Below are 8,448 nucleotides of genomic sequence, written 5' to 3'. Positions count from 1 at the left end.
GTAGCGGGAGGCGACGCGCTTTTCAAAAAATTCTTGTCGTTCTATGGGGTCTGCAATTGCTTCCATTTCCTTTTTGTAGGCAAGGCGAACTCCGCCTTCCAATCCCATACCGCCGAGTTCGCCCGTTGGCCACGCCACGGTAAAGACTGGCGCGTGTAAGTGGCCGCCGGCCGCGGCCATGGCGCCGAGTCCGTAGGCCTTGCGCAGAACAATGGCAAAGATCGGCACCCGCAATGCCGCGGCGGTAATAAACAAACGCGCGGAGTGGCGCACCAAGGCGGTGGCCTCAGCCTCTGGCCCGACCATAATGCCTGGGGTGTCGATGAGTGAGACGATGGGTAAGCCGTGGGCGTCGCACAGGCGCATAAAGCGTGAGGCTTTGTCGGCGCTGTCCGAGTCAATTGCCCCGGAGTTGAATTTTGGGTTGTTGGCAATCACTCCTAGCGGACGCCCTTCAATGCGGATTAATGCAGTGACATAGGCGCGGCCAAAAGCGCTGCGCAATTCGAGTACAGAATCTTCATCCGCCAACAGTTGAATGACTTTGCTAACGTCGTAGGCGCGCAGACGGTTTTCAGGAATAACATGGCGTAGCTTGCGCGGATCGGCGGCGCTCCAGTTGCTGAGCTCACCTTGAAAGTAAGAGAGGTATTGTTTGCTCGCGCGAACGGCTTCCGCTTCGTCTTTAACCCGAATATCGACAACACCGTTTTGATGCTGCACGTCGATGGGGCCAACTTGTTCCGGTGTAAAGCTGCCTAGTCCGCCGGCTTCGATTAAGGCGGGGCCAGCCATGCCGATATTGCTGTTCTCGGTGGCAATGATCACGTCGGCCATGCCCAGCAGTGCGGCGTTGCCGGCAAAACAGCGGCCAGACACAATGCCAATCACCGGCACCTTACCGCTTAACTCGGCACATTTGCGAAAGCTAATACTCTGCAAGGCCGCAATAGTAACGGGGTCTTCGCGAGGGCGGCCACCGCCACCTTCAGCGAACAGCAGCAGCGGAATCTTATGCTCTTTGGCGAGTTCAAATAAGCGATCGGTTTTTTGGTGGTTTATATAGCCTTGAGTGCCGGCCATCACGGTGGCATCGTAACTGCCAATGGCGACGCGGGCGGCTTCTTCGCCAAAGTGCTTGGCATTAACAGTGGCTAAGCCCATAACAAAGCCATCTGCGGGGGTAGTAGCGCGGAGCTCTTCATCGCTTTTACGAGAGTGCAAATTGGCGACGGTGAGTTGGCCATACTCTAAAAAGCTGTCATCGTCACACAGATCGGCAATGTTCTCGCGAGCGGTGCGCTGACCTCGGCTGCGCCGCCGCGCTACCGCTGCGGCGCGTTGTTCGTCTAGCGTCGCGGCGCTTAATTCGCGGAGTTGTTGTAGGTCATCGCGGATCGTGTCTAAATTCAAGGCCGCGTTGCTGGTGATCGCGGCGCCGGTCTCGTCACTTTGTTCAATGATAAAAAGAAGTGCGCCTTGCTCAACACTGTCTCCGTTAGAAATGCTTACTTCACTAATAACGCCACTCTGCGGCGCGAGTATTTCGTGCTCAAGTTTCATGGCTTCAATTAAAGCTAACTCAGTGCCTTTCTGTACCGTATCGCCAAGTTGAACATTCACCGCGGAGATTACTCCCTGCAGCGCGGCGGAGACGGCAATGCGATTAACGTCGAACTCATTTTCAGGCGCCGCTGGGCTCGCGACTGGAACGTGGAGCTCATCCATATGCGCTTCAACAAAGCGGGTGTGAATGTCGTTGGCAATGACCGCCGGATGAGCGAGTAGTGCGCGGAGAAAATTCAGATTGGTGTCGACGCCTTGTATTTCAAATTCACCCGCGGCGCGATGGGCGCGGTTAAGTAGTGCTGCATAATCCTTGCTTGGCGAACTGATAATCAGTTTTGCCAATAAAGAGTCGAAATTCGATACGGTGCGGTATCCGGGGTAGGCGAAGCTGTCTACCCGAATACCGGGGCCGCCGGGGTAGCTAAATTGCTTGATCACGCCGCTTGCAGGTAAGGGTCGACCTTGGTCGTCCATGGTTTCCATATTGATGCGCAGTTGTAAAGCGAAGCCGCGGGGCTTGGGGATATCGGGCTGGCTAAGGGCTAAGTCAGCAAGGCTGCATCCGGCGGCGAGTTCGAGTTGAATACGGACGAGATCCAAGCCAAGCACCTCTTCGGTGACGGTGTGTTCGACTTGGAGTCGGGGGTTGGCTTCTAAAAAAGTGATTTCGTCGGTCTTACCTCTGCGATCGAGATCCACCAAAAATTCAAAGGTGCCAATATTGCTGTAGTTGCTCGCTTTGGCGAGCTTTACTGCGCATTCGTGGAGTCGAGCGCGAAGGGCCTCATCGAGGCTGGGGCTGGGTGCAAGCTCTATCAGTTTTTGATGCTGGCGCTGAAGGCTGCACTCTCTCTCCCAGAGATGACTTACCGCATTGCCGTCGGCGATGATCTGAACTTCGATATGGCGTGCCCGCCGAATAAGGCGTTCAACATACAGTTCGGCTTTACCAAATGAGCGCAGTGCTTCAGTTTGGCAGCGCTGAAAGGCGCTCTCAATTTCATCGGCGTGATTAACTATTCTCATGCCTTTGCCGCCACCACCAGCGACGGCTTTAATCATCATGGCAGCACCAGTGCCAAGCGAGTTATAAAATGCTTTTGCCTCATCGAGGCTGACGGCGCCCGCACTGCCATTTGTGATAGCGATACCACATTGCGTGGCAAGTTCTTTGGCGCGGGTTTTGTCGCCGAATAAGGCGATGGTATCCGCGCTGGGGCCAATAAAAATCAAACCTGCGTCACGGCAGCGGCGAGCAAACTCGCTGTTTTCACTTAAGAATCCATAGCCCGGATGTACAGCGTCGCAACCGTGTTCTAACGCGGCAGCAATAATTTGGGGTATATCGAGGTAGGCCGCAGCGCCCAGGCCGTTTAGACGGTGAAGAATGTCGGCATAGCGTAAGTGTCCGGAATCAACGTCGTCTTCGCTGTAAATAGCGACACTGTTTATTCCCAAATCCCGCGCGGTTCGGGCAATTCGAACTGCGATCTCACCGCGATTGGCAATGAGTAATTTACGGATTGTTACTGACATGGGAAGAGGCCTTTATTCGATATTTATGGTCAAGGTTTTACCATGAAATGCGCCGCTATGCTCGTATGAGAGCTATTTTCTTAACGAGAAGATAATATTGCAGCTGCATTTATATTTGTTCGCGGCATGTGTTTACTCGCCAAATAATAGGGGGTGATTTATGAAAGAAAGATTAAAGGCCAAGGTTGTTATCGTGTTTGGTGCTGGTCAATTAGCGGGACCGAATATGGGTAACGGCCGCGCCAGTGCAATTCTCTATGCGCGTGAGGGCGCAAGTGTTGCCTGCGTGGATCTTGATTTCGCTGCCGCTAAAGAAACTCAAGAGATCATCGCAAGTGAAGGTGGCCGGGCAATGGCACTACAAGCGGATGTTACTTGTGAGGCGGATTGTAAAGCGGCGGTGGATGCCTGCGTTGCCGCATTTGGCCCCGTCGATATACTCCACAATAATGTCGGTGGTGCCCCTGGCGATAGACTGGATCCCATTGAGTTAGACGAGCTGTGTATAGATACCACCATGGCACTGAATTTTAAAAGTGTGATTTTTGCGACCAAGGCAGTACTGCCGTCAATGCGTGAACGGGAGACCGGCAGCATCATTAATATTTCGTCAATGGCCGCGCTGTGCTCAAGTCAGCCGGTGATGTATAGCGCGAGCAAATTGGCCTTAAATGGGCTGACGCAACAAATGGCGATTGCTTACGCTAACGACGGTGTGCGAGTTAATTGCATCATGCCGGGTTTATTAGATACCCCAGTTGCGGTAGAAGGCGTCGCAGCGCGTATTAATAGACCCGCTGAAGAGCTGCGCAAGCAGCGCGATGCTCGGGTACCACTCAGGCGTAAGCAGGGCTCAGCGTGGGATGTGGCGTTTGCGGCGGTGTTCTTGGCTTCAGATGAAGCGAAATTTATAACCGGCGTGGTATTGCCGGTTGATGGTGGGCAAACTATTCAGCGAGGTTAACGGTGCTGGTGAAGAAATTTAACTAGCGCCGGCGATCCATTGCCCTTGTCCGCTATACCTAAGGTGCTTTGCCGGGAAGGATTTTTAGTAAAGTGCGACAAATACTAAGCGCTAGCTTCTCGTCACTAAGAATAGCGTTTTAACGCCAGCCCCCTAAATAAGTCGGGCCGCTAGAGTAGTGAGGAGTTTAATTGACTCAGTACGCGCCGAAGTTATATTTGATCCGCGCGCCAAGCATTCTGGGTAAACCCATCTGCCGAGTTTCAAAACCAATAGTATTGTAGGAGCCGGCAATAAAGGTAAGGTATTCCTCTTCAGCAACATTGGTTGCGAATACCGCAAGGTCAATTGGCTCGCCAAACATGCCCTTCCAATTCAGATTGAGATTAATTAAAGAGTAGTCTTCGAGGACTGCAAATGGGCTGGCGCTAGTTGCCGCCGCACGTTGTTCACCGGTATAGACGTAAGTGAGGCCTAAGTTGATGTCGCCGAAGTCGGCTGAGACTGGCAGCTGATAATTGAGTGATAAAACGTAGGCATAGTCAGAGGCGAATGGCAGGCTGTCGCCAGTATCGGCTATCGGTGCATAAGTGGCACCGGCGATGGGGCCGGAGGCGGCTTCGATTCGCGCCTGATTGTTCTCTTGTTCGAGTAGCTCTGTGTCTAAGTATGAGAAAGAAAGATTGGCGCTTAAATTCTGTGTTAATTGCAATAGGGCCTCGGCTTCAAATCCTCGAATCATTGCTTTACCAGCATTAAATATCGACGTCGTCGCCCCAGAGCTCGGCGAGACATAGCCGGTTTGGAGCTGCATATCGGTGAAGTCGTTGTCAAAAATAGCGATATTGAAACGACCGGGCAGCGGCCCACCAAAACTTGTTTTAGCGCCTATTTCGTAGGTGTCGACTGTCTCTGGGTCATGGGTGTCTGCGCCGGCGTCGGCGGCTAAGTTGACACTGCCCTGACGGTAACCGCGCACGTACTTTGCGTAGAGCATGATGTCGTCCACGGGTTTGTAATTTAGCTCAAGCAGACCCGTAGGTGCTTCGCTTTTTACTTGTGGCCTAGTGATGCTTGTGGTTGCGCCAAGCGGCACGGATTGCGCAAAGGTGTAGCGATCTTTTATGCCGTAGCCGCTTGCTTCATCCCAGGTGTAGCGAAGCCCGCTCGTGATAGTGAGCGTTTCAAATGCTTGGTAACTTGCTTGCGCGTAAACAGCGGTGCTGAAATATTCGGTTTTGTACTGCTGCAGCAGTACACTGCCGAGCACGCCGTTTGTTGGGTCGTTACAATTAAATTGTGATGGGTCGCCCTCGATGGTGCTCAATTGGCAGGAGATAAGTCCTGCGGAATTATTGCCCGAGAAACCGTCTGGCATACTGCTTTCATAGTAGGCGCCCGCCTGCCAAATTAAGGCGTTTTCTAGTGCAGAGCCTTGAAGTTGAATTTCTTCAATCCACGTCTCTTGGCTGGTTACCGGTACGTCTGGGCTAACCGCCGATATGCCAACGACAAATTCGCGCTTGGCATCAATTGCGCCGAGGCTGATACCTGCCGGCAGTAAACTCGCAGCCGTTTCGGTGAACTGCGAACCAAAAATATCGGATCCATTATTTGTTTCTAGATGCGCGTAGGCGATTATATTTTTTATCGAAAGCCTTTCAGAGACATCCCAGCTCGTGGTGTTAATAGCGCGCAATTCTTTCATGGCGGTAATTGGCGTTGCGACCGTACTGAGTAAATCATAGAAGCCGTCTTTGCCGGATGCTTCTTGCTGGCTTAATTGCGCCGCACATCCGGGCCCAGTGATGGCGTAAAAGGGGTTGGAAGATGGATCTAGACTTGGGTTGCAGGCGAATAGACGGTTGCTATAGCCTGCAGTCTCAGAATCGACGTAGGTGAAAATAGTGTAGTTTTCGAGCTGTTCACTAAAGTCCACGGTGATACTGGCGCGGAGCGCAAGATAGTGAGTGTTGCCGAGTTGATTGGCGCCAATCTGTGTAACATTATTTAAGTGTCCATCTCGCTGATTTTTATCGAGCCCCAGGCGAAGTTTGATTACATCATTAAGTGGAATGTTGACGACAGCTTGTTCGCGCTCCATGCCAAAATCGCCGCTGCTGAATTCAATATAGCCGTCGAAATCGTCACTCGGTTTATTAGGTGTTATCAGTACTGAGCCGCCAGTCGTGTTGCGGCCAAATAGGGTGCCTTGAGGGCCTTTTAAAACCTGCAGGTTTTGTAAGTCGAACAGGGTGCCAGGGCCAGCGCCGTCGCCCGAGGTTTGTGAGCTTTGTCCTCTCGGAGCAACGACTTCGGCGAAGTAGGTGCCAACTGATGCGGTGGTGCGCAGTGCTTGGGTGAAGCCACGAATCGAAAAAGACGTCATTTCATTGCCAAAGCGGGTATCTACCGACAGCGACGGTGTATAGGTCGCTATATCGCTGGCATTGGTCATGTTTGCATCAGCGATTTGCGTTTGATTAAACACCGTCATTGAAATTGCGACATCCTGAGCGCTCTCTTCTCGGCGCTGGGCGGTCACAATAACTTCTTCTAGTATGTCGCGTTTGTGACTCTGGGCATCTGCACTGTCGGCGGCGGCACAAAGGCTCAGTGAGAGCGCTAGACTTGCAATAACGAATTTGGCAGTGAGTGGCATGCTTGTTCCTTTGTGACGGCTGGATCTCAAAAGTTACCGCGTTTATCCATGGCATTCGCCTTATTGTTATAAGAAGACGAATGCCACAGATATCGTTGGCTCGCTTAAGCGGGCGCTTGCTTTTATGTCTAGGAGTATAGCGGTCTAAGTTATAAGTAATCAATCGATAACTTGATGGCGGCGCTGAGAGGCCTAGTCGTAGCCGGTTACGTTAATGCGACGGTGTAAACCTTCGGAAAAAGCCTTATTAATCTTCGTTGGCTGGGATTCTTAGCGTTATTAATATATATTAGTCAACAGTGTTGTTGCTTGCTGGGTTGAGTAAGTGAATTTGATTGTTTAGCAATAAGAAGAGGTATTGATTGTGACGCAGCAGAATAAAGTAGCGGTAGTGACCGGTGGGGCATCGGGAATTGGGGCGGCAATATGTCGTTATCTCGCCAAAGACGGCATGGATATTGGTATTTGGGACATGAATGAGGCAGCGATGGCCGAGGTGGCTGAGGAGGTTAAGGCCCTTGGTCGTCGTGTTGTGACCTGTAAAGTTGATGTCTCTAATCGCGGCGTTGTAACTGCAGCGGCGAATCAAGTACGCAGTGAATTGGGACCGGTGACGGTCTTGGTAAATAGTGCTGGCATACATGGCACTAGCCCGATCTTAGAAATGAGTGATGACGATTGGGATCGCATGATGGCGATCAATCTGAAGGGCACATTTATCTGCACCCAGGTGTTGGTCAGTGACATGATCGCGGCAGAATGGGGGCGCATTATTAATATTTCCTCCTCAAGCACTCAAACGGGATCTCCGAATATGTCCCACTACGTTGCCTCTAAAGGTGGCGTGATTGCGTTTTCTAAAGCCTTGGCGGTTGAGTTGGGGGGTAAGGGTATTACTGTGAATAATGTGCCGCCGGGGTCAATTGATACCCCCATGTTGCGCAACTTAGAAAAAGCCGGCGGTTTGCCTGGTGGGATAGAAGCTGTTGGCGCGCGGAATCCGGTTAAACGTGCTGGTCGCCCAGATGATATGGCGGCGGCCGTAGCCTTTTTGGCTTCCGAAGGTGCGGGCTATATTACCGGTCATACCCTCAGTGTTAATGGTGGCCGGTACATGTCATAAGTTTTCGAGTTTGCGATAAGGGGCGCCTGCTTTTGCTCATCACAGCTTTAGAGCCCCTTAACTAAAATAACCCGATAATCGGCCGCATTTTTTCTATGTACCATGGCCGTTTGATAGTCCTCGCTGTAATACCATGTCTTAGCGTCGTCAGTATTTGGAAATTCCAGAATGACGATGCCGTCGGGGGCGGGGCCTTCTAGTGTCTCCATGTCACCATAGACTGCCAGCGGTTTTAATTTGTAATCGCCCAGTTTGTCGCGATTGGATTGTTGGTATTTTTGCATTTCGGCTGGGTTAAACACTTCGCCCTCGCGAATAAAAATTATATAGGCGGCCATTGGTGTTTTCCTGTGGAGTTGAACTGCTTGTATTAGCTCTTCTTTTTTTTGATTACTTATTTGTTAAATTACGTAGATTGATCTGCATTGGTAATCTACTTTACTATACAGTGCTGTACAATAAAGAATTTTTGGTGCAAATGCGGGCTTAGGCTTTCAGATAAGCCGGGCGTTGAGCCAGCGCGGGTTCAGAGTTATCTTGGCGTGTCGCAATCCGGAGAAAGCAGAGACTGCCATCGCGAGCCTGCAGTCGGAG

General features: G+C 51.5%; 6 protein-coding genes. 3 read left to right on the top strand and 3 right to left on the bottom strand.

The features are described from left to right. A partial coding sequence (locus ABYT30_RS12040) for a carboxyl transferase domain-containing protein (protein WP_373096676.1) occupies positions 1-3,105 on the bottom strand: 3,105 nt, incomplete at its 3' end. Positions 3,106-3,265: 160 nt separating this feature from the next. On the opposite strand from ABYT30_RS12040, the gene ABYT30_RS12035 reads away from it, so the two are divergent. Continuing rightward, positions 3,266-4,069 (top strand): SDR family NAD(P)-dependent oxidoreductase, encoded by an 804-nt coding sequence (locus tag ABYT30_RS12035; RefSeq protein WP_373096674.1) that lies wholly within the window; start codon positions 3,266-3,268, stop codon positions 4,067-4,069. A gap of 196 nt (positions 4,070-4,265) precedes the next feature. Here the strand turns inward: ABYT30_RS12035 and ABYT30_RS12030 are convergent, their stop codons facing one another. Further along, positions 4,266-6,731 (bottom strand): TonB-dependent receptor, encoded by a 2,466-nt coding sequence (locus tag ABYT30_RS12030; protein WP_373096672.1) that lies wholly within the window; start codon positions 6,729-6,731, stop codon positions 4,266-4,268. A 364-nt stretch (positions 6,732-7,095) separates the two neighbouring features. On the opposite strand from ABYT30_RS12030, the gene ABYT30_RS12025 reads away from it, so the two are divergent. After that, positions 7,096-7,854 carry an SDR family NAD(P)-dependent oxidoreductase gene (locus tag ABYT30_RS12025; protein WP_373080888.1) on the top strand — a complete coding sequence of 253 codons (759 nt, stop codon included), beginning with the start codon at positions 7,096-7,098 and terminating at the stop codon, positions 7,852-7,854. A 47-nt stretch (positions 7,855-7,901) separates the two neighbouring features. Here the strand turns inward: ABYT30_RS12025 and ABYT30_RS12020 are convergent, their stop codons facing one another. Beyond that, a complete protein-coding gene (locus ABYT30_RS12020; protein ID WP_373096670.1) occupies positions 7,902-8,192 on the bottom strand; it encodes a DUF1330 domain-containing protein in 291 nt (96 codons plus the stop codon). Between the two features lie 127 nt (positions 8,193-8,319). On the opposite strand from ABYT30_RS12020, the gene ABYT30_RS12015 reads away from it, so the two are divergent. Beyond that, positions 8,320-8,448 (top strand): SDR family NAD(P)-dependent oxidoreductase (locus ABYT30_RS12015; RefSeq protein ID WP_373096678.1); only part of this gene is annotated, 129 nt, incomplete at its 3' end.

Origin of the sequence: Zhongshania sp. (genome assembly GCF_041623545.1) — a bacterium.
In the GTDB taxonomy this organism is placed as follows: domain Bacteria; phylum Pseudomonadota; class Gammaproteobacteria; order Pseudomonadales; family Spongiibacteraceae; genus Spongiibacter.
Note: the sequence above shows the minus strand (reverse complement) of the source record. Positions and strands in the feature narration are given on the sequence as shown.

Bases quoted from the DNA above. Each gene is read 5' to 3' on its own strand.
- ABYT30_RS12035 (WP_373096674.1), top strand. From the start codon at position 3,266: ATGAAAGAAAGATTAAAGGCCAAGGTTGTTATCGTGTTTGGTGCTGGT.
- ABYT30_RS12030 (WP_373096672.1), bottom strand. From the start codon at position 6,731: ATGCCACTCACTGCCAAATTCGTTATTGCAAGTCTAGCGCTCTCACTG.
- ABYT30_RS12020 (WP_373096670.1), bottom strand. From the start codon at position 8,192: ATGGCCGCCTATATAATTTTTATTCGCGAGGGCGAAGTGTTTAACCCA.